General features: G+C 63.8%; 19 protein-coding genes. 6 read left to right on the plus strand and 13 right to left on the minus strand.

The window, feature by feature from the left end; all coding sequences use genetic code 11:
* Window positions 1-19: 19 nt before the first annotated feature.
* From ACLL97_RS11770 to ACLL97_RS11815, 10 genes are all read right to left on the minus strand, one after another.
* Window positions 20-523, minus strand: a complete 504-nt coding sequence (locus tag ACLL97_RS11770) for a chemotaxis protein CheW (RefSeq protein WP_411280666.1) — start codon at window positions 521-523, stop codon at window positions 20-22.
* Between the two features lie 143 nt (window positions 524-666).
* The gene (locus ACLL97_RS11775; RefSeq protein ID WP_411280667.1) at window positions 667-2,859 is read right to left on the minus strand and encodes a chemotaxis protein CheA; all 2,193 of its coding nucleotides are present in this window, start codon (window positions 2,857-2,859) and stop codon (window positions 667-669) included.
* A 179-nt stretch (window positions 2,860-3,038) separates the two neighbouring features.
* Entirely contained in the window at window positions 3,039-3,734 is a 696-nt protein-coding gene (locus ACLL97_RS11780; protein ID WP_411280668.1) for a hypothetical protein, read from the minus strand.
* An 11-nt stretch (window positions 3,735-3,745) separates the two neighbouring features.
* The gene (locus tag ACLL97_RS11785; protein ID WP_411280669.1) at window positions 3,746-4,117 is read right to left on the minus strand and encodes a response regulator; all 372 of its coding nucleotides are present in this window, start codon (window positions 4,115-4,117) and stop codon (window positions 3,746-3,748) included.
* Window positions 4,118-4,160: 43 nt separating this feature from the next.
* The gene (locus ACLL97_RS11790) at window positions 4,161-4,448 is read right to left on the minus strand and encodes a flagellar biosynthesis anti-sigma factor FlgM (protein ID WP_411280670.1); all 288 of its coding nucleotides are present in this window, start codon (window positions 4,446-4,448) and stop codon (window positions 4,161-4,163) included.
* A 162-nt stretch (window positions 4,449-4,610) separates the two neighbouring features.
* Window positions 4,611-4,877, minus strand: a complete 267-nt coding sequence (locus ACLL97_RS11795) for a hypothetical protein (RefSeq protein ID WP_411280671.1) — start codon at window positions 4,875-4,877, stop codon at window positions 4,611-4,613.
* 17 nt (window positions 4,878-4,894) lie between these two features.
* Window positions 4,895-5,386: a hypothetical protein gene (locus tag ACLL97_RS11800; protein ID WP_411280672.1), complete on the minus strand. Its 492-nt coding sequence runs from the start codon at window positions 5,384-5,386 to the stop codon at window positions 4,895-4,897.
* Window positions 5,383-5,784: a flagellar export chaperone FliS gene (fliS, locus tag ACLL97_RS11805; RefSeq protein ID WP_411280673.1), complete on the minus strand. Its 402-nt coding sequence runs from the start codon at window positions 5,782-5,784 to the stop codon at window positions 5,383-5,385. The genes ACLL97_RS11800 and fliS overlap by 4 nt, the downstream gene beginning before the upstream one ends.
* 62 nt (window positions 5,785-5,846) lie before the next feature.
* Window positions 5,847-7,895, minus strand: a complete 2,049-nt coding sequence (gene fliD, locus ACLL97_RS11810) for a flagellar filament capping protein FliD (RefSeq protein WP_411280674.1) — start codon at window positions 7,893-7,895, stop codon at window positions 5,847-5,849.
* A 90-nt stretch (window positions 7,896-7,985) separates the two neighbouring features.
* Entirely contained in the window at window positions 7,986-8,753 is a 768-nt protein-coding gene (locus ACLL97_RS11815) for a flagellin (protein ID WP_411280675.1), read from the minus strand.
* A gap of 209 nt (window positions 8,754-8,962) precedes the next feature.
* Between ACLL97_RS11815 and ACLL97_RS11820 the strand changes: the two genes are divergently transcribed.
* Entirely contained in the window at window positions 8,963-10,438 is a 1,476-nt protein-coding gene (locus ACLL97_RS11820; RefSeq protein WP_411280676.1) for a tetratricopeptide repeat protein, read from the plus strand.
* Window positions 10,435-13,125, plus strand: a complete 2,691-nt coding sequence (locus ACLL97_RS11825) for a glycosyltransferase family 4 protein (RefSeq protein WP_411280677.1) — start codon at window positions 10,435-10,437, stop codon at window positions 13,123-13,125. Before ACLL97_RS11820 ends, ACLL97_RS11825 begins: the two co-directional genes overlap by 4 nt.
* On the opposite strand, the gene ACLL97_RS11830 is transcribed toward ACLL97_RS11825, so the two are convergent.
* Complete coding sequence (locus ACLL97_RS11830) at window positions 13,073-15,571, minus strand: glycosyltransferase (RefSeq protein ID WP_411280678.1); 2,499 nt, start codon at window positions 15,569-15,571, stop codon at window positions 13,073-13,075. The genes ACLL97_RS11825 and ACLL97_RS11830 overlap by 53 nt on opposite strands.
* 63 nt (window positions 15,572-15,634) lie before the next feature.
* On the opposite strand from ACLL97_RS11830, the gene ACLL97_RS11835 reads away from it, so the two are divergent.
* Window positions 15,635-16,060, plus strand: a complete 426-nt coding sequence (locus tag ACLL97_RS11835) for a hypothetical protein (protein WP_411280679.1) — start codon at window positions 15,635-15,637, stop codon at window positions 16,058-16,060.
* A 242-nt stretch (window positions 16,061-16,302) separates the two neighbouring features.
* On the opposite strand, the gene fliW is transcribed toward ACLL97_RS11835, so the two are convergent.
* Entirely contained in the window at window positions 16,303-16,809 is a 507-nt protein-coding gene (fliW, locus tag ACLL97_RS11840; protein WP_411280680.1) for a flagellar assembly protein FliW, read from the minus strand.
* A gap of 5 nt (window positions 16,810-16,814) precedes the next feature.
* Window positions 16,815-17,723 (minus strand): flagellin, encoded by a 909-nt coding sequence (locus ACLL97_RS11845; RefSeq protein ID WP_411280681.1) that lies wholly within the window; start codon window positions 17,721-17,723, stop codon window positions 16,815-16,817.
* 224 nt (window positions 17,724-17,947) lie between these two features.
* Between ACLL97_RS11845 and ACLL97_RS11850 the strand changes: the two genes are divergently transcribed.
* The 3 genes from ACLL97_RS11850 (at window position 17,948) to flgC (ending at window position 20,597) form a co-directional block, all read left to right on the plus strand.
* Window positions 17,948-19,426 (plus strand): sigma-54-dependent transcriptional regulator, encoded by a 1,479-nt coding sequence (locus tag ACLL97_RS11850; RefSeq protein WP_411280682.1) that lies wholly within the window; start codon window positions 17,948-17,950, stop codon window positions 19,424-19,426.
* A gap of 254 nt (window positions 19,427-19,680) precedes the next feature.
* Window positions 19,681-19,980, plus strand: a complete 300-nt coding sequence (locus ACLL97_RS11855) for a hypothetical protein (protein WP_411280683.1) — start codon at window positions 19,681-19,683, stop codon at window positions 19,978-19,980.
* On the plus strand, window positions 19,980-20,597 hold the full coding sequence (gene flgC, locus ACLL97_RS11860; protein ID WP_411280684.1) for a flagellar basal body rod protein FlgC: 618 nt from the start codon (window positions 19,980-19,982) through the stop codon (window positions 20,595-20,597). Before ACLL97_RS11855 ends, flgC begins: the two co-directional genes overlap by 1 nt.
* The last annotated feature ends 130 nt before the right edge of the window (window positions 20,598-20,727 follow it).

Raw genomic sequence — 20,727 nt, forward strand, 5'->3', positions numbered from 1 at the left:
AGTGACGAAGGGACGCGCGTCAGGCGGCGTGCGATTGCGCGGCTTCCAGCGCCGCGATCTCGCTGCTGACGAGTACTTTATCGATATCGAGCAGCAGCTTCACGCGTCCACCGGCCTTGCCGATGCCGAGCAGAAACTCGGTGCGGATGCCAGCGCCGAAGCTCGGCGCGTCCTCGATGTCCGCCTCCGCGATCGCGACGACTTCACTCACGCGATCCACCACAACGCCCGTCTGAATGCCACGCATCTGCACGACGATGATACAGCTATCTTCGCTGCCATCATGCTCCATGCCGAACTTGCTCCGAAGGTCCGTGATCGGAATGACCTTCCCGCGCAGGTTGATGACGCCGCGTACGAACTCCGGCATGCGGGGTACGCGCGTGATCGGCTGCATGCCGATGATCTCGCTCACCTTCAGAATCTCGAGGCCGTATTCTTCGGCGGCGAGAAAGAACGTCAGATACTTGCCGGCGCGGGATTGGGCCGCGACAGCGGAAACCGATTCAGTGTGCGTGCTCATGGCTCGCTCGAAATGGAAGAGAGTACCAGGGTCACATGACCCGTATCCTGTGTGGTATCGGCGCCCCCTCGTCGGAGCTTGACTCGAACACGTGTTGCCCTACGGACCCAGCGTCGCCGGGACCCGTACTGCTGTCGGCCTGATCAGGCCGCGGCCGGTCGGTCGCGACGCACGGGAGACGGCTCGTGGCTCTGCGCCAGCGCCACCGTCTCGGAGACGTCGAGAATGAGGCCTACGCGACCGTCGCCCAGAATGGCGCCACCGCTCACGCCCGGCACCTTGCCGAGGCCGCCGCCAAGGGTCTTGGCCACGACCTGTTGCTGGCCGAGGAGGTCATCCACCAGCAGCGCGGTGCGGCGTTCGCCATCGCCAACGATCATGAGCAGGCCGTCCAGCGGCGACTGCACGGCGCCGCTGACATCGAACAGACGGTGCAGCCGGATGATGGGCAGCAGCTCACCGCGCAGCAGTACGACCTCGCCGCGTCCGACCACGGTTGAGAGCATCGCCTGTTCCGGACGGAAGCTCATGTGGATATGGGTGAGCGGCACGATGAAGCGTTCGTCGCCGACGCGCACGAGCATACCGTCGGTCACGGCGAGCGTGAGCGGCAGACGGATCGCGAACGTGGTACCCTTGCCCGGCACCGACGTGATGTCGATGCGGCCGCGGATCTTCTCGAGGTTGCGACGGACCACGTCCATACCGACACCGCGACCTGAGATGTCAGTGATCTGTTCAGCGGTGGAGAAGCCGGGCGCGAAGATCAGGTTGAACACGTCGCTGTCGGTCATGCCCTTGTCCGACTCGATCAGCCCTTTCTCGATCGCCTTCTTCACGATCTTGTCGCGGTGCAGACCACGACCGTCGTCCTTGAGTTCAACGACGACGTTCCCCGACGCATGATAGGCATGCAACCGCACCACGCCCAAGCGCGGCTTGCCGTTCGCTTCGCGCTCATCGGGGCCCTCGACCCCATGGTCCACCGCGTTGCGCACCATGTGCACGAGCGGATCACCCAGGACGTCGACCATGTTGCGATCGATTTCCACCTCGTCGCCATCGGTCACGAACTGCACCGTCTTGAACGCCTTCGATGCGGTGTCACGGACAACGCGCGTAAGTTTCTGAAAGGTCGCGCGCAGCGGCACCATGCGCATGGACATGCTGAGGTCCTGCAGCTCGCGAACGATCTTGCCGGCGTGCGTAACTTTGCGCAGCAGTTCGTGCTGCTTACCGGCGCCGAAGAGCTCGTCGCCTGCGATCATCGATTGTGCAATCACCAGTTCGCCGACCATGTCAATCATGCGGTCGAGGCGATCGGTCCGCACCCGAATCGTCGCGTCGGCGTTCGACTCCACACGCGCCTTGTTTGCGTTGCCGTTCGCCGGTGCGGCGGCCGCGGTCACGGTCGCGGGAGTCGATATTCTGGACATGGGGAAGATGTCGTCTGAGTCCGCCACAACGCGCGGAAGGACCGAGGCAGCCGGCAGCACCGATAGTGTCACGCCGGCAGCGTCGCGCGCCGGGTCGTAGCCGGCAAGCGCGTCCAGCAGCTCGTGATAGCCATCGGGGATCGGCAGCTTACCGTCGCCATTCAATCCGGTCTCGGCCGACATGAGCAGCGCCTTCAGCATATCGGCCGAACGCAGTGACAAATCTGCGCAGCCCTTGGTGTACGCAATCTCTTTGTCGCGCACTCGGCTCAGCAGCGACTCCGCTTCATGAGCGAACGCGGCGATGCGCGACAGTCCCAGGAAGGCGGACGTGCCCTTCACCGTATGGAAGGCACGGAACACGGTGTTGACCGCTTCTTCGTCGTCGGGAAACGCTTCGAGTTGCAGCAGCGCCACTTCGGAGTTGACCACGCATTCGTTGCTCTCGGTGAGGAAATCGGGGAGCAAGTCGCGATCGGCATCGTCGGGCAGCTGATCGATACCCACATCGTGCTGCAGTGAGCGTTTCTGCTCGAAGCGCACAGCGGGCTCGTCGAGCTCGAAGGTGGGCACGCTGGCAGTGACGGCAGCGGCGGTCGTGTCCACGGCGCGCGCCACCACGCGATCGCCTGGTGACACGCTCCCTTCGCTCGCCTGCATGGCGTCCTCAATGGCGCGGCTGACATCGGCGAAGGCGGCCGGAATGTCGGGCGCGGTGCCCTTGACGATCGTACCGAGCACACGCGCCGCACGAGCGACAAAGGGCTGCGCACGGAGCGGCACGCGATTCTCGAACGCGAGATCGGTGAGGGCTTCACGCAGCATCGCGAGATCGGCGGTATCGGTTGCTTCCAGCTGCATCAGCAGCGTGGCGGCATCATCGAGATTCAGAGAGGACACAGGCGAAGCGTCGGAGGTCTGCAGGCAGTACCCACGTGGATACGATCAACACTGTCCAGTATCGGCTCGTCGGTCCGTCAGGTTTACCGCCGTCGACACATTGATACGACTCAACGACGAACGGCCCATACCGGTGAAGGTACAGGCCGTCGTGGTCACGCGTCGGAGCGGGGGGGACGCTACGCCGCGGGAGCGCGTACGGCGGTGAAGATTTCGTCGGCCAGCGCTTGGCGCGTCTCCGCGTTGAGCGTCGTGGCATTCGGATCGTAGGTCGCTCCATCGGGCGCGGCGCAATCTCGTCCCCAAGTGACCTTCACGTGGTCCGTATTCTGATCGAACAGCTTGGACACGTCGAGTAGGCGGTTCTCCATCTCGACCAACACCGCCGATGCGTGCGACAACTGTTGCGACGTGATGTCCTGGAATTGGAGTGCGCCCATCATGAGGAACAGCTCGTCGCGAAGGTTGGCGCGGATACCGCCAGCTTTCTCGCGATCGGGGCTTGCTTCCGCATCGATCGTATCGAGCTCGTCGACCATCTGCGTGGCGCGGTCGCAGGCGTCCATGATGTTGATGGCCGCATCTTCCGTCGCCGAGGTGACTTCCCGGATCTTCTCGTGCGTTGTCGCGAGTTTCTCGAGTGCGCTTGTCTGGAGCGCGGCGCGGCTTTCGCGCAGTCTCGACAGCACGCTCAGGATCTGCGCGTTCGCTTGTTCGAGAATCTGCGGGAGCTCGGACAGCGAGAGCATCGGAATGACTCGCGCCGGCGCCTCCGCTGCATCTCGGACATCATGCATGCCTGTCAGCTCATGATCGACGAGGCGGAGAGCCGCCTCGGACTCGTACAGGACTTCCTGCGCACGGGTGCTGGTCATTGGACAGATCCTCAGGCCGCGGCTGCCGGGAGGAGCGCGTCGATCTTCTCCTTCAGCACCTGCGGAGTGAATGGCTTGACAATGTAGTTGTTCACGCCTGCTTCCATTGCCGTCAGGATGTCTTCCTTCACGGAGCGCGCCGTCACCATCAGGATAGGCACCTGCCGTCCATCATCACGCGACCGGAGCACTTTCGTGAACTCGGTACCGCTCATGTTGGGCATGTTCCAGTCCGTGATCACGAACTTGATCGAGCTGTCGAACTTCGCCAACGCTTCCTGACCGTCGCCGGCTTCGACGGTGTCGTTGAAGCCGATCCGCTGCAGCGAATTGATTACGATGCGCCGCATAGTCGCGGAATCGTCCACCACAAGGAACTTCATACTGCCGGTCTCCTGATCCTGCTGGTCGGAGTGGGACGCAGACCTATAGGTCGCCGCGCGTCAGAATGCGGCGTGCTACCTGGTCCACGACATCGAGAGTGTTGTAGGCGCCCGTGAGCACCTTGTTGCGTAGTTCGGCCACACGTTCCGGGTTCAGGGCGTTCGCCTGCTCAGTATTCAGGCGACGAGCCGCGTCCGAGATCTGGACCGAGTCCGACTTGACCGGCTTGGTGGCCGGCGACTGCGTGATCTCCTGCGCTGGACGCTGTACGGCGGGGCTGCTCGTCGGCGTCGGGCGCAGTGGATCGAAACTGCTTCCGTGTATTCGCATAGGGGGTTCCTCCTCCTCACTTGGGACTATCGGCAGGAATGGCGCGCAACTTTACAGGTCGGGAGGATTTCCGTATCCCTTTCCGCGACATCCCTGTCGCCCAGGTAGTGCGGGTAGCAACCGGTCGGGACCAAACCACCGTCTCGACGGTCGTGCAGGTGTTCATCCAGTCCGTCGGGCAGGGTAGCTGATATCGAGTGTCGGTTCGGGAACATCCATTCCCGACCGATCCCGCTGAAAATGCACCAGGGCCCCAGTGTGCCACGGTTTGCCGTCAGTTCCGCTCACGAGGAAGGCCGCTCGCAACCGCAGCAGTTCGACCTCGTCATGCTCCATCAGCGCCTCATGCTGCGCCGCCTGATCGAGCTCGTCCAGCTTCTCCTGCAACAGAGCGCTAAACGCCTCGGGGGTGGCCGGTCTTGCGGACATTGGCGTCAGATCCCGAATTAGCGGAGCCGGTCAACCAGATGTGCTCCAGCCGCGACGGCGTACCCCAATCCAGCATTGCTCGCGCGCTGCACGGCATCGAGCTCGCGCCGGATTTCGTCAGTCCGGCGCGCGACTTTCGCGGCCAGCTCCATGGTGACCCGGTGCGACGTGCTCAGCGCGGCTGACACGTCGGTCAGCAGGGCGTCCGCGTCATCGACTGCCCGTTCCGTGGCCGCATAGAGCGGGCTATCGGCGGTCGGACGTTCGAGACGCAGCATGACCAGGTGCTCGCTGAGATCCTGCAACATCTCGTCGCGCTGTTCGAGAAGGCTGAACAGTCGGTCGTCATCCTGTCCGACGACATCACCGGCTTCACGGGCGAGCGCATCGGCGTTGGCACAGATTGCCAGGGCGCCGCGCGCGGCCGCCCGACGGGCCTCGGGACCGCGACGGCCGAACCGGCCGCTACGAATCGTATCGAAGGCGTTCATGATCGGATTTCGAGTCACGCGGTCTTCAGGCGTGCGCCGGTCGGTGCCGACTGCGCGGCCGTGGTAAAGCCTTCACGGAGCGAGGTGGCGATGTTGACCAGCTTGCGCAGCGTGACCACGTCCTTCCGCTGTCCCACGTCCACGAGCTCGTACAGCATAAACTGGTACAAGTCGGCCAGCTGATGCGCGAGTGCACCACCCTTCTCGAAATCGAGCGTGGCCAGCAACTCGCCGACCAGGCCGCGCGCGCGGCGCAGCGAGGTGACCCGCAACTCGATATCGTTGCGATCCATCGCGATCCGGGCACGCTCCAAATTCACGACCAGTTGCTCGAACACGATTACGACGAGTCGCTCGGGAGATGCCGATTGGATCTCCATTTCGCGATACGACGAGGACTGGCTGGCGTAGGACATCAGGACGGTGGCTGGAGTCGGAACGGATGCGGGAACTGCGTCTCACTCTGGAGTATCGGCAGCTACTTGTTGCCCTGAAGTCCCTGCACGCTCGAAAGCAGCGAGCTGCTCTGTGAGGTCAATCGGCTCATCGCCTCTTCCATGCGCGTGAACTGCGCCACCAGCTGCTCGCGCTTGAGTTCGATGCGCTTCTGCGCGTCGGTTTCACGCTTCTTCAGCAGAATCGTGTTCTGATTGATGTTCTTGAGCTGCGCACTGATCGTACCGATGCCGAATTGCGTTGCGTTGTCGGATGCCGTCACGAACGCCTGTCCCACACCAGAGAATCCGAAGAGGGCTTCGATCTCGAGGGGCTTGTCAGCCAGTGCCGTCTTGAACGTGTCCTGATTGAACGTCAGGATACCGTTCCGATCGAGCGTCACACCGGCGATCGTAAGTTTGGTGTACGTCCCGTTGCTCGGCACGTCAGTACGCAGCGCATCGTTGAACGTTCCCACCAGTCCGCGCAGCAGTGTATCGGCGTACAGCGGCGCGTCGGAAGCACGCTGCTCGTCGAAGAACTTCCGAATCTCGTTGTACGAGTCCACGAACTTCTGCACCGAGTCGACCGTCCCCTTCACATCGCGATCGATGGTGACGTCGATCTCGGTACCGGGTTCGGCGGTGCTCAGCGACAGCGTCACGCCGGCGATGGCATCGGTGATGTTGTTGGTCGACCGCGTGATTTCACGGCCGTCCACGCGGATCACGGCGTCCTGACCGACCTGCAGCGCGCGGCTGCGTCCGGTCACCGATGTGCTGGCCGTACCGAGTGACCCGGTCGTGCCGTCGGCATGGGTCACCGACATGGACAGCGACAGACGCGAGGCGCCGCCGATCGCGTCGGTGAGACGGATACGACCATCGCTGCCCAGCGCCGCCGTGGCCGTGCGAGCGCCCGAGCCGAAGCCCGTGGTCGCGTCGTTCACCTTGTCGAGCAACGTCTGCATCGTATCGCTCGCGCCCACGACGAGCCCGATCGTCACGGCGGTGCCATCACCGCGCAGACCGCGGATATTGATCGCGTCGCCGACAGCGAGATTGGAGGCGGAGCCGCCGAACTTGAGCCCCACCAGCGACGTCGAAGCACCGGCCACGGCATCGGAGGCGTTGGTATACACGGGCGTCTGCACCGTCTGCTTCACGCTGCCGGAGGTGCCGGCGGCAAATCCGAGCGCGTCGATGACGGACTGCGAGTTGGCATCGCCGGCCACGGCCGTGACGTTTCCGTCGACCACCAGACGATAGCGCGTTTCGCTGCCGTACGCCTCGGATTCCACCGACGCCGCGCCACCGGCGGCATTGATCTTCGCGGCGATGGCGGTGATCGACTCCGTCGCGAGATCTGCAGTAATGACCGTGCTCCCCACCCGGATGCTCGCAGGCTGCGGGGAGACGGCCATTCCCAGCGCCACCGCCGCGGCGGTTGTCGCCGACGAGATGGGCTTTGAGCGCGTGTCGAGGAAGCCGAGCTCGCGTGCCATACCACCAGTGCCATCGGTGATGGACACACCGCTCACGCCGGCGGTTTTGGCTGTCAGTACCAGTCGACCAGCGGTTCCGCCGTCGCTCACAATGGAAGCCGTGACACCGATGTTGGCATCATTGATCTTCGTGCGGATGTCGGCGAGCGTGTCGGTGCCGACGATGCCGATCGATGTCCCATTGATGGACATCGATCCCGTCAATCCACGCGCTGCCGTCGTATCCGAGACGGAGCTCCCGCCGATCTTCGCCGTGTCGGCGAGCTGCAGCACTTCCACGCGATAACGCCCCGGCGTCGCCGTGAGCGATGCGGTGGCGGCGAGCAGCGTGCGGGATGTGCTCGGACTGGGGGGGACGGTCGCGAGAAATCCGCCGAACCCGGTACGCCGCAGATTGCGCGCATTCGTGTTCAGCGTTTCGACGAGGCCCTGCATTTTGGTCCACGCCGTCTTTTGCGCCGCGCGCTTCGTGAGACGATCGGTGATCGGTTTGACTTGGCGGGATTCATAGGCCTTGATCGTCGTGTCGACGATGTCGCCCCACTGAATACCGGTGCTCAGTCCACTGATGTTGATCGGACTCGACATACTCGCCTCCTGACTGCGTTCTAAGGCTTTACCCCGGGGCCGGCGAATTCGCCGACCCCGGGGTTACTCACCCACTGGAAAACTTCGGGTTTAGCGGAGGAGCTGCAGAACGCTCTGGCTGCCCTGGTTCGCCTGCGACAGCATGGCCTGTGCAGCCTGCGTCAGGATGTTGTTCTTGGTGAAATTGGCCATTTCTTCCGCCATGTCGACGTCGCGAATGGTCGACTCGGCCGCGCGGACGTTCACAACTGCAGACTTCAAATTCTGCACTGTGTAGTCGAGCACGTTCTGACCAGCACCGATGTTGGCGAGCGTGGAGTTCACCGCCGTCAGCGCCGTATCCGCATCGGCCAGCGTTGACGACGCCGAGAGCGAGGTCAGCGTCAGCGCCGCGTTCACCGTCACCGAACCGTTGCTCGTAGAGTCAGAAACCTGGAACGTGAGCGATGCAAACACCGAGGCGCCCTGGAAGTCCGCATCCGCCAGGATACGAGCCGACTCAGTCTGGAGCGTAGCGATTTCGGTGCCGAGGGTAGCCGACACGGTGCTGTTGTTGCCGGTCGACGCCTTCTGCGTGATCAGTTCCTTCTGACGTTCGATGATGCGCTGGATCGTGGACGCTGCGCCTTCCGCGATCTGGAGCATCGCATTACCCTGCTCGGCGTTCGAAGCCGCCTGCGTGAGCGAGCGGCTCTGCGTACGAAGCTTGTTTGCGATCGAGAGACCAGCCGCATCGTCAGCCGCACGGCTGATTTTGAGGCCAGAGCTCAGCTTCCGCATGCTGTTCTCCGTCGCCATGTTGTTGACGAAGATGTTCTTCGAAGCAGTGATGGCGCCGACGTTCGTGTTGATACGCATGAGACTATCCTCCGTGATGTATACTCTGAGGCATCCGTGCCTCGCCTCGATCCGACTCTCGAATCGCGGTCAGATGATATTGTCGTCCGAGCCCGAAAGAACTTGAGCGAGGGATTTCGAATGCCCGGCCGGAATGGAACGCATCATCACAGTTTCGGTGCACTCGATTCGGCGTTGGCGCGGACCGTCACGCATACGGTCGATCATCGATGACGTCCCGCCCCAGCGAGATCGAAGCGTGGCTCCTGGCTGGCCAGGTGGCGCTCGATGCCGGTCACCATGCTGACGCCGCCGCCACGTTCATGCGCGTGCAGGACGCGTTGCCGGGTGAGATCACCGCGGCCCTCATGGTCGCCAACGCTTGGCGGCTCGCCGGCAACACGGTGGCCGTACGCACATCGCTGCTCTCGGTGTTCCATCACGCGACCGCGACGGCGTCCGGCACGGCGTCCATTGAGCGCGCCGACATCACCGCGGTTTACGAGCTCGGAGCCGCGCTGCTCGATGCCGGGGCCCCCGACGAAGCGCGGCGACTGTTCGAGCGTGTCGTGCGCCAGCGACCGAAGGACCCGGCGGCGCTGGGTGCCCTCGCGGGGGCGACGCGCGCCGCCGGCGATCCGCAGCGTGCGTGGCCGATCGTGCAGCGCGCGATGGCGATCTCCGCCAAGCAGCCGGCCTTACTGCTCACCGCCGCGCAGATCCGTCATGCTTTGGGCGACCTCACCAGAGCGCGCTACTGGCTGGACCGTGCCGAGGCTGCGCGCCCTCAGCACAGCCCCACACGATTGCAGCGCGCGCTCACGTCGCTGCTTGGTGGTCCCTCCGCGGCGGGTTGGGCGGACTTTGAACACCGGGGTTTGCCGACGCCGCCGAGTACCGGCGCCGCGTCGTGGCAGGGCGAGCCGCTTACCGGACAGACGATTTTGGTTACGTCGGAACAGGGTCAGGGCGACAATTTCCAGTTCATCCGCTTCGTGAGCGATCTGGTCGCCCGTGGCGCCTCGCGCGTGGTGGTCGAATGCCACGTCGGAGCGCGGTCGCTGTTCATCGCCAGCGGATTCGACGCGGTCCCCATGGGTCAGGCACCAGTGACCGACTGGTATGTCCCGATGCTGTCGCTGCCGCATCGACTGGATATCGGACGCGACGTCGCGGGCGCACGCGTTCCGTATCTGCGCACAGAGTCAGACCAGTCGTCGCCAGCGCTCGCGCGACAGGAATCCGGTCGCCATCGCCTGGGCGTGGTGTGGCAGGGCAATCCGGCGTTTCTCGCCACGACGCTGCGTGACTTCGACCCGGCGCTACTACCGCCGCTGCTCGATATCGACGGAATCGAATGGGTGTGGCTACAGTACGGCGCCACGCCACCGGTGCAGCATGAGCGGCTGGCAACACCGACGCTGTCATCGAATTGGCTGGAAACGGCCACGCTGCTGGAGACGCTCGATGGCATCGTCACCGTGGATACTGGGCTCGCGCACCTGTCGGGTGCGTTGGGGCTGCCCACCTTCGTACTCCTTCCCCACTCCCCCGACTGGCGCTGGGGGCTGGCAGGGGTGCACACGCCGTGGTATCCCACGGCTCGGCTGGTCCGCCAGCGTGCACCACGAGATTGGAAGAGCGTGATCACCCCCCTCCACGATCTTCTGCGCCAAACCCTTCCACTCCCCACGTCATCAGCATGAGTGCAACGCCCGGTATCGTCTGGCTGGGACCCGTGTTTGACCCGTCGGGCTACGCCGACGAAGCACGAGGTATCCTTGGCGCGCTTGACGGGGCCAAGGTGCCTGTGGCCGTGCGTCCGATGGAGCGGGTCTCGGTCGGTTTCCGCGAGGGGCTACCGGCGGCGGAGCGAGCAATTCTGGACCGTCTCATCGCACAGCCGCTACCGAAATCGTATGTCATGGTGCAGCACGTGACCGCCGATGGATTCTATCGAGCGAGCAGCGTGGAATACATGGTGGGGCGCACCATGTTCGAGACCGACTCACTTCCTCCTACATGGGTCGAGCCGGCGAATGCGATGGACGAACTGTGGCTCCCCAGTGCATTCAATGCGGAAACATTCCGGCGGGCGGGCGTCACGGTGCCCATCCATCTGGTGCCGGGAGGCATCGACAGTACCACGTATTGCCCCGAGATCGCGCCACTGCCGATTGCCGGATTGCGCGGAACGATATTCCTGTCGGTGTTCGAGTGGCGGCTGAGAAAGGGTTGGGACGTGTTGCTGCGCGCCTGGGTGGACGCATTTACCCCTGCGGACGACGTGACACTGGTGATCCGCACCTACCCTATCGATCGCGCCGACGGTCGCGACAACCTCACGATCATCAACGAGCAGATCGCGCAATTCCTGCATCATTCCTGCGGGGGACGCACGCGGACGGACGTGGCACCGATCGTGGTGCTCCCAGACAAGATTGCCGCGCGCGACATGCCAGCGCTGTATCGCATTGCGCATGCCTATGTGTCGCCAACGCGCGGCGAAGGGTGGGGGCGCCCTTTCATGGAGGCGATGGCGTCCGGCGTGCCTGTGATCGCCACGCGCTGGAGCGCGCACTTGGCATTCCTGAATGACGAGAACGGCTATCTGATAGACCTTGACGATGTCGGACCCGCTGATGGAATCGAAGTGCCGCTCTACGCCGAACAGCAGTGGGCCAACCCCAGCGCCGCGCACCTGACACAACTCCTGCAGCGCGTGCATGGTGACCCCGGCGAGGCGCGTGCTGTCGGCACGCGCGCGCGAGCCGACATGGTGCGCGATTGGCCGTGGAGCCGCGCGGCCGATGCCATCAGAGGGCGACTGCGGCAGATCGCCGGCCATCAGGCCTTTTTACCAGCAGTGCCCAGCGCCCCATCAACGGCCGATCGACAGCTCCGGCTCGCCGCCCGGCTCTTCGACGGCAACGCGTGGCACTATCCGTCGGAGCAGCTGGCATCGGCGGTCGCTGAGTTTTCCGGGGCCGCCTGTGTCGTTCACAACAGCGCCGACCATGCCCTGCGTCCCTCGTGGTCCGATCGCGTGCGCCCGGCATGGCAGGCGATGCAACGCCACGATCGCGACACCACTGCGTCGGATATCACGCTCACTTTTTTGAGTCGCGACGATGTGCACGAGGTGATCCCACCGACCCACGGGGCATGGATCGTCTATACGGGAGACGTGGTCGCCGACACGGTGCCGAGCGAATGGGTGCGCACGCTCCGGGATCAGGCCACGGAAGTGTGGACCCCGACGCACGACGCGTTAAACGCCTGCCTGCGGGTTGGGGTCGACCCGGACCGCCTCTGGCAGGCCCCCTTCGTCACACCAAATGATCGCTGTCCGCCGGATGGTCCTCGAATGCCGATTGAGGGGCGTGCCGGTCAGCTGGTGCTCTATCCGGTGTTCGATGAACAACAGGAAGCGGATCTCGCTCGCCTGGTCGAGGCGTGGCCCACAAGCGCACTCGCGTGCGACACGGCGACGCTGCTGGTGCTGTTGCCGAATGAGGGCACGCGCCGCAGCCCGCGCAGCCGCGACCGACTACTGACCCTCTTGGCGAAGGGCAGTGTTGAACACCGCGTGCCGGTACGCGTCGACGGGCGTTCATTGACACTTGAAGAAACGGCGGCCTTCGTGCGTTCGGCGGACGTGGTCATCACGTCGCCGCACACGACCGTGCGCGCGGATATCGTACATCGCCTAGCCCTCCTGTTCGAGCGGCCAGCCGTTCAACTCGCCGCCTCAGGCGACGCCGCCGCCGCCCAGCTGACGCTCGAGGTGACGACATCCGGTACGTCGAGCGTCGGACGGATGGACATCATCAGCTACGACGCACTGCGTGAGCAGGTCGGCAAGCGGCTGTCCGCGCTTCTCGTGCCGCCGACCTACGAGGTACCTCGCACGTTGCGCACGAGCGGCGTCGCCGCGGCTGTGGTTCCGTCGGCGCACACCACGCGCTTCCTTGCCTTTCCAGACTGGTGCTCGGGGAAGGGCGCAGGCATCATGCGCAGCTATTGCGAGACATTTACCGCCGACGACGACGTGGTGCTCGTATTGGCCGAAGACGCGGCGCAACACGTGTCCCGCGATGCGCTGCTGCGCATGGTGAACGAGGCATCGCAGCTGGCCGGACGTAGCGCGGACACGCGACCGCCGATCGTGCTGCTGCCCGACGCGATCACCGCGGCGGCGCGTGAGGCACTCCTCGCAGCGTGCCAGGTGGTGGTGGGTTTTGACGACCCGCCGCTCGCGCACGCGGCTCGCCGTATCGGGATGCCGGTGGTGCAGACGCTGCTGTCACAGGTCTGGCGCCAACGGCAGGCCGACGCGATCAAACGCGCTGCACGGCCGCCAAAAGGCTCCGCGCCGCCGACGTCCAGCTGAACTGCTTCGCGGTGTCCAGCCCCGCCTCGTTCAGCGGGAGGGGCCCAGAACGCCGAGCAGCGTGCACGGCGCACAACTGCTCCACGAGCGCGTCGTGCTGACGTGTATCCCACGCCGCCCACGCGCCAAGCGCGTCGGCACGGGCCTGTTGCACGCCGTCGATCTCCACCAGGCGCGCATTCGACCCATTTAAGAACTCCGTGTGCGCACTGTAGTTCGTCGCAATCACCTGACGTCCGCAGCTCAGCATCTCAAGCGCTTCGAGATTCCACCCTTCAGCGCGCGAGATGAATACGCCGCAATCCGACATCGCCATGGCCCGAGCGACCTCAGACTGGGTGGCATAAGAGCGCGTGACGAGCGTGATGCGCCGTGCCAGCTTCGACGTCCTGAACGGCTTGCACCGCGCCTCCATCTCCTTTTCCGTGAGGAAGGGATTGGCGCAGATGAACGTGAGCCGCACCGGATCAGACGGCGTGAATGCCGATTCAAACGCACGCAACAGCTCCAGCTGCCCCTTTCGCGGCTCCAGTTTGCCGACACTCAAGAATTGGGTATCGACGGTCGTCCCAGTCGGCAGCTTTTCATGGAAAATGCTGCGGTCCACGCCAAGTGGCACGATATCCACCGGCATCTTCCAGATGCCATTCTGCAGCAGCACGCCACGCGCCCACTCGGAGCACACAAGCAGCCGGTCCTGCGACTTGAGATGATGCAGGGCGCGCTGATCGAAACGATCGAGTTCGAAAATGGGGAAGCCGATGCGAGGGCCTTTGCCGACGTGGAGCGCCAAGTCGAACTGCTGCGAGAGGCGAACGCTGGCCACCGTTGTGTCGAAGCGATCCTGCGCGGCTAACGCTGACTCGAGTTCGGGAAATGGCAGGATGCTCGGATCGACCGCTCCGAGAGGGAAGTAGCTCACGTCGGCGTTCAGGCCGATCATCGCGTGCAGCAGATGCGCACCCGCGATACCATACCCGGTGCGACAGAACGGCGCGATAAAGTTCAGGGCAGGCGTGTCCGACATGACCGCACTGTGCATCGCATGATTGGTAACCGGGTCGTCGCCGACCAGGCGTTCGCGCATCGGTTCTTCCGTGGGCTGATGAATGGCGATCCACGCGTCGGCGTGTTCGTCCGCCTCGCACAACTCGAGGTCACCATCGCGATCCACGAGCATCATGGGCAGGAAGCCGAAGGAGCGGAGCATCCCGAGTGCACGGCGGCGCGACGAATCACTTCCCTGCCCTCCCACACACCACGCGATCAGCCGTCCTGACGCCACAACAGACGCGAGACGCGCGCCCCATGCGGCGACATCGTCGGCCGTGGAGTGCACGAAGATTCGCCCACCCTGCTGCACATCACGGCGCAATTCCTGAAGCGAGCTCTCGGTGATCGTCGCTCCGCTGTCGATCAAGGTGAGCCCCACGGAGGCCGCACGGGCGGCTCGCTCGAGATGCCGACGTGCGTCACTGTCCGAGGTCGCGCAATACACCGACGGTGCGACGGTCGCCGTGGCCGCGCTCAAGGCAACAAACCCGTCTCCCGGCGAGAGGTCGAGAACCACATCATCGGATTCGAGCTGCGCATCGAGAAAGAGCCGGATGGAGGGTTCGACGCCGCCCTCTGCTTCTTGCACCGCACCTAGCGGTGAGGCACTCTCCGATATGAACACATGAAAGCGCGGATGCTCGTTCGCGTTCAATTGTACACTGGGTACGCACCGCATGCCGTCAGCCAGGCCCAGCCCCGCCGCCAGTGGCGGAGTGCTGTCCCAAAAGCCGCCATCGGTAGCGTGTCCCTGGGCCACAATCAGCGGTCGTGCCACGCTGGACAGGTGGGTGGTGCAGTGGCTGCTGGTCGCCATGTACAACCAGCCGGTGAGCAATTCACGCGGATCGACGGGCTGTGACGGACCCCAGTACAGCGGTTCCGTGGCCATCGCCATCTCGAAGACGCCCACGGCGACGCGCGCTCCGAGGAACGAAAGCAGCGCGCGCACGGCAGGGACGCCGTGTGCGTGGACCAGATGATGGAAGACACTCAGGCCAAGCACCATGTCCACCGCATCGGGAGACGTCGTGCCGATGACTTCCTCGACGGTGCCGTGCACAAAGCGTAGGTCCGCCTCGGGATGCTCGGTCGCCAACGCGTTGCAGAGGTCGATATTCTGCGATGCGAAGTCTACGCCAAGCACGGACGCACCGCGTTTGGCCAGCGCGATCGAGAAGTAGCCCTGCGCACATCCAAGATCCAGCACGCGCACCGGCCGTCCGAGCGCTGCGCGCAGCTGGTCGTGAATCGCCACGAGATAGGTCAGCCGGTCTTCGCATCCGCGCGCCGCCGAGACAGCGTACTCTGGATGTCCGTAGATGGACTGATAGATTTCAGGGAGCGCACGTACCAACGCCGCAATATCGCCGGGCACCGTCGGAGCAGTCATGAGAGTTTGCAGTGAGGACGTGTATTCTGAAACATCGCGCGGACGGTCTGCCGCGCGGATACGATGAACGTCATCGGCATCGTGGGGCTACCTGGCAGCGGAAAGAGTTCGCTGATGCGCGAGTACATCGCGTCCGGCTACGCGAGCTACGACGACTTCGGTGAGCATTGGGATGAGCACGTCGCGCGCGCGAGAGAGAGTCTCGCCGCGGGGACGCCGGTGGTGGTTTCGGAAATCAATTTCTGCCGCACCGATTGGCGTGAGCGCATCGAGGCGGAGCTCGGACAGTCCATCGAGTGGATCTACTTCGCCAACGAGCCGTGGCAGTGCGCCGTGAATTGCCTGTACCGGCTCATGGTGCAACTCGACGACCGGCCGCTCATGTCGATGCTGCAGGAGATCGCGATTCTCTCGCCGCTGTACCAGCCTTACGGGAAGGTCAGACCGATCGTGATTGCCGATGCCGCCATTCGACGTGCAATCCCTTAGGCTGTCCCTCACGCGGTCCCTCCTGCCGTTCCAACCTGAGGACGACCAATCGCGACCGGACCGCGCCGCGTGGGCTGGGGCGTCCGTCGAAGTTCGGAGCGAGCGAGCGAAACTGTCATGCAGTGTAGAATTGCAGCAACCATGCCAATCTGTAAGCCATTGAAAATACAGCGCTTAAGTCATTTCACCGAATCTGAACACCGGCAAGAACTGCCGGTGAGCCGAAGTACTCGGATAAATGTTCACCCCAACCGCAGACCGTCGTCCGGCGCCGGATAGTCCGCCAGATCCATCGGCTCCCGCAAGGAATACTGCTCGTCGCGATTCACCACCTGCTGCGCGAGGCCCTTGCGGAGGTTGAACACGATCGGCGCGCGGAAATTCCCGGTTATCGGCTCGCTGGGCGTCATCGGAAGCGCGACCATCACCAGCGCCAGTGCGTCGGTCGGCTCCACGATTTGCAGGGCGTCGCGCTCGGCGTCACCGAGATCGATGCCGTACTCGGGATGTCCCACGAATGGATCGGCGAGTACGAAGGTCGTCTGCGGCTCGTCGACCGAGAGCAGCCACCAGAGACCGTGTCGCGCCGCGGGCAGCAGCGCGTAAGCGGAACGCTCCGGAAAACCCCACAACGCTTCCGTGAAATGCATCACGGCTTCTCCGCTTATTTCGATCGTGCCAACGGCCGGCGACGTGATCGTGTACGTCGTGGTGCTACGATCTTGGGCTTCCATCACGGCGTGACTCATCAACGTCAAAGGTAATTGGCCAGGCTGAGTCCGAGGATACGCGAAGTCGCGCTCATCGCCGCCTGATACAGCGTCTGCTTGCCTACGAGTTCGACCATCGCTTTGTCGATCTCGGTGTCGCGCAGGTCGGAGCGAAACGCTTTCAGGTTCAACTCCATCAAATTGAGGTTGACCGTGGCCGTTTCCAACTCGTTGATGCGCGCGCCCTGCGTCCCGATAAGCGACTGCACGTTACTGTTCGCCGTCGTGAGGCGGTCCGCTGCCGCCTGAATGGCCGTCGGATCATTGTTGCCGAGTGCCGTCGAGAGGGCGCGAAGCGACTCGAGAGCGTCGGTGTCGATGAACACTTCCGTGCCGTTGTGCGTGGGCGTGACGAACGTGTTGTCACCGATCTCAAGCGTCATATTGCCGCTCGGATTGACCGGGTTGCCAGCCAGCGTCAACCGCGAGAAGCTACCCGTCGCCGGAGCCGGCGTCGCGAACGGTGCCTCTCCGGCGCGATTCCCGCCGAACAGATATTCGTCGCCGATGCGCGTATTGCCAAGGTTTGAGGCAAAGTTGATGAGCTGATCGACTTCGGCCTTCACGATGAGGCGCGACTGCGGGTTCGCAGTTCCGCTCGCCTGTCCGATGCCAAGCTCGATGCCGCGGGTGAGCGCGTTCGTGAGCTGCTCGAGCGCGTTCTCTTCGGCGGAGGCGCGGGCGATGCCGCTGTCCACGTTGCGCTTGAACTGCGAGAGCGCGCGCATCGAGCTGCCGATGCGCACGAGTTCACCACCGCTGGTGGGGTTGTCGGACATCTTCCGCAGCCGAATGCCGGAAGAAATGTCATCCCGAATACGATCGAGCCCCTGCAGGTTGGCCTGCAGGCGCGATTGGCTGTTTCGGGTGATGATCGAATTGGTAACGCGCATCTGACCTGTGGAATCGGTGACCGTTACATCCCCGAAGGATTGCAACACGGTGCCGGCACTCCTCTACCAGTATCGGACGGGTGAGCCCGTCCTTTAGCAACTCGGCCAGTTTGGTCCGTCGGATGTTGATTGTTTCGCGTTTTTCAGAGCAGGCGGCTATTTTTGCCGGGTGCCCTGCTGAGGCACCCTGCGAACGCCTCCCTTCGTCCCAGCAGTGCTCCGCCATGGCCACAATTCTGTACGTCGATGACGAGCCAAGCGTCGGACTCATTCTTGACGATTCGCTCGCCCAGTCCGGCCACACGCCGATTGGCGCCCGCAGCGTGCCGGAGGCGCTCCAGATCCTCGAGCGGGGCGGTATCGACCTGATCATCTCCGACTATCGAATGCCGGGACTGACGGGGCTGGAGTTCATCCAGCTGCTCAGCCGCGAGGGGTATGACATCCCGCTGATCATGCTGACGGGACACGCCAGCATCGAGCACGCGGTGGCCAGCATCAAGGCCGGCGCGATCGATTACATCACCAAGCCGGTCCGTCCTCAGCAGCTCGAGTTGGCGGTCGACCAGGCGCTGGAGTTCGTCCGCCTGCGGCGCGAGAACGAGACGCTTCGTAAGGAAGTGATGCAGTTCCGGAACGAGCGGCAGATCATCGGCGACTCGCCGGCGATCCGTCGGATTCTGCAGACGGTCTCCATGGCGGCCCCCACGCGGGCCACGGTGCTGCTACAGGGCGAGTCGGGCACTGGTAAGGAGCTTTTCGCCCGGGCAATTCACGACCAGAGCGACCGTCGCGACAAGCCGTTCATCAAGCTCAACTGCGCCGCACTCCCCGAGGGGTTGGTCGAATCAGCGCTCTTCGGTCATGAGAAGGGCGCCTTTACCGGTGCGATCAAGCGGGTTGAGGGCGCCTTTGAACGCGCCAATCGCGGCACGCTGCTGCTGGACGAAATCTCGGAGATGCGGCTCGATCTGCAGGCCAAGCTGCTGCGCGTGCTGCAGGAGCAGGAATTCGAGCGGGTCGGCGGCACCTCGCCCATCAAGGTGGACGTGCGCATCGTGGCCACCACGAACCGCGATCTGGCGGCCGAGGCCGACCAAGGCACGTTCCGACAAGACTTGTACTATAGACTTTCCACGATTCCGGTCCTGATCCCGCCGTTGCGTGATCGCCCCGAGGATATCGCGGTACTGGCGCTTCGGTTCGCGATGCGGACCGCGGCCGAGCTGGGCAAGAAGATCGACGGGCTCTCACCCGACGCCCTCGACGCGATGCAGCACTATCCGTGGCCCGGTAATATCCGCGAGCTGCAGCATGTGATCGAACGCGCGGTCATTCTGACGCCGGACCCGATGATTCATGCGCACTGCCTGGAAGGGACACGGTTCGGCTTGGCGCACTCGCTGGGCGCGCCTTCCATCCGCCCGCGCACCATCCCCACCCCAGGCGTCGTGCCGGGTGTCGCCACCAGCGCGAGCCGCGCGACGCCCTCCGCCGGTCTCGTCGCTGGTAGTGCGACCAACGGCAACATCGCGCTCGCCTCGCTGAATGTGGCCGACGCGGAGCGTGTGCTTATTCAGCATGCGCTGGCAGCGGCCGATAATAACCGTACGAAGGCCGCCGAACTGCTGGGCATCAGCGTGCGCACGCTCCGCAATAAGCTCAACGGTCCCGGCAAGGACGCCGACAGCGACGACGCGTAGTCGTCGAGTCGCGGTGGTCGGCAAATTTAGTCGTCACGACCCCCGGCAAGAATTGCCACACTGACGTGATTCGCCACCTCACTCTTGCTTGGAATCACTCCCCGTTCGCGGCCGGTACTCGCCACTTAAAACTCATAGTATTAACGAGTTAACAAACAAAAAGAGATGCGTTCTGGATGGCCGAGCCCGTGTGGCCCGGCCATTGCTTTTTAGCGGTGTGGATAGGCTCGCCCTTTCACACCGGGAATACGCAAATGCTCTTCGGACTCATCGATCGCACCACATCCGCCACCTCGCTCAAAGGCGCACTCGACAAGAGTGTGGAGCGATCCCGTGGCATCGCGGATCGCGTCTCCAAAGCAACCGTGGGCAATGCGGACGGATTCGCCCTCGAAGCGAAAGCCGGCACGGCTCAGGCCGACCTGAATCCCGTGAACGTGGAAGACGAGATGACGGCGCTGGCGGATGAACAGATCCGCTTCCTCGCCACCGCCCGCCTTCTCGAGAAGACGTACGCGAGCCTCCGCACCGCGATCAAGGGAGGTAACGGCTGATGTCGATTGATCCGACCCGCCGACCCGCCCTGCTCCCGATCCCGGGCCAGCAGACGATCCGCCCGATGTTCCGCTCGCTGGGCATCGCGGCCAGCGGACTCAGCGCGCAGCGCCAGCGCATGGAAACGATCGCCCAGAACATGGCGAACGCCGATGTGACTCGCGGCCCCGACGGACTGCCGTACAAGCGGAAAGACGTCGTGATGGAAGCCGCCACGTCGCAGAACGCGCTTTACAACGCCGGGGATTTTGCGTCGACCATGGGCACGGCCGCCGTCAGCAACAATGTGATGGGTAGCAACGCCTTCGAAATCGCGACCGGCGATTCCCGGAAAGCGATCGAAGTGCCCGTGCTGCCGACCACCGGCGGCGTGAATGGCACGATGGGCGGTGAGTTCGGTGTCCGCGTGGCGGGCATCGCCGAAGATCAAGGCGAAGGCCGTCTCGTGTATGAGCCCGGCCACCCAGACGCCAACGACGCCGGCTACGTGCGCTACCCCGATATCGATACCACACAAGAAATGGTCAAGCTCATGGATGCGAAACGCATCTTCGAAGCCAACGCCGCCGTCTTTCAGACCGCCAAGTCCATGCTGCGCGCGTCGATCGATATCTGATGACATAACCGTACGTCCGCTGCGGGCCCGGGGATCGGTGTGGCTCTTCCTCCTCCTCCTCTCCGAACCACTCGGTCCCCGACCCGCAGCATTTCTGATAGTACCGCGCGTCCCGCTGCACTCGATGCAC

The sequence above is a fragment of the Gemmatimonas sp. genome (genome assembly GCF_046594945.1).
Taxonomy (GTDB): domain Bacteria; phylum Gemmatimonadota; class Gemmatimonadetes; order Gemmatimonadales; family Gemmatimonadaceae; genus Gemmatimonas.